The sequence below is a fragment of the Lysobacter antibioticus HS124 genome (assembly GCF_000336385.2).
Taxonomy (GTDB): domain Bacteria; phylum Pseudomonadota; class Gammaproteobacteria; order Xanthomonadales; family Xanthomonadaceae; genus Lysobacter; species Lysobacter firmicutimachus.
The window spans coordinates 1-380 of the sequence record NZ_HG424576.1 but is presented as its reverse complement, the minus strand read 5'-3'; the positions used below and the strand labels follow the sequence as shown (position 1 = coordinate 380).

Genomic DNA, 380 nt, shown 5'->3' with positions numbered 1-380 from the left:
CGCGACCCCGACCTTGGCAAGGTCGTGCTCTACCAACTGAGCTATTCCCGCTGAAACTTTTGTTTTACCGCTTTCCGTTACTGCGGCGGACCGACCCTTGGTCTGATCGATGCGCCCGATTTGGAGGCCGAGGTCGGAATTGAACCGGCGTACGCGGATTTGCAGTCCGCTGCATAACCACTCTGCCACCCGGCCGGTGACTCGCCACAGCATACTGCCTGCGGTCGCGTCGGCTTGCAATCTCTGCCCGCCTTCGCTGAAAAAACAAAACCCCGCGAAGGGGTCTCGTTTCTAAACCGATTCCGTTGCCGAAACCGCTTTGAATCTGGAGCGGGAAACGAGACTCGAACTCGCGACCCCGACCTTGGCAAGGTCGTGCT

At 58.9% G+C, this 380-nt stretch carries 1 tRNA gene; it reads right to left on the bottom strand.

Annotation, left to right across the window (positions count from 1 at the left end):
* Positions 1-121 precede the first annotated feature (121 nt).
* Positions 122-195: transfer RNA gene (locus TX83_RS19875), tRNA-Cys, on the bottom strand.
* Positions 196-380 lie beyond the last annotated feature (185 nt).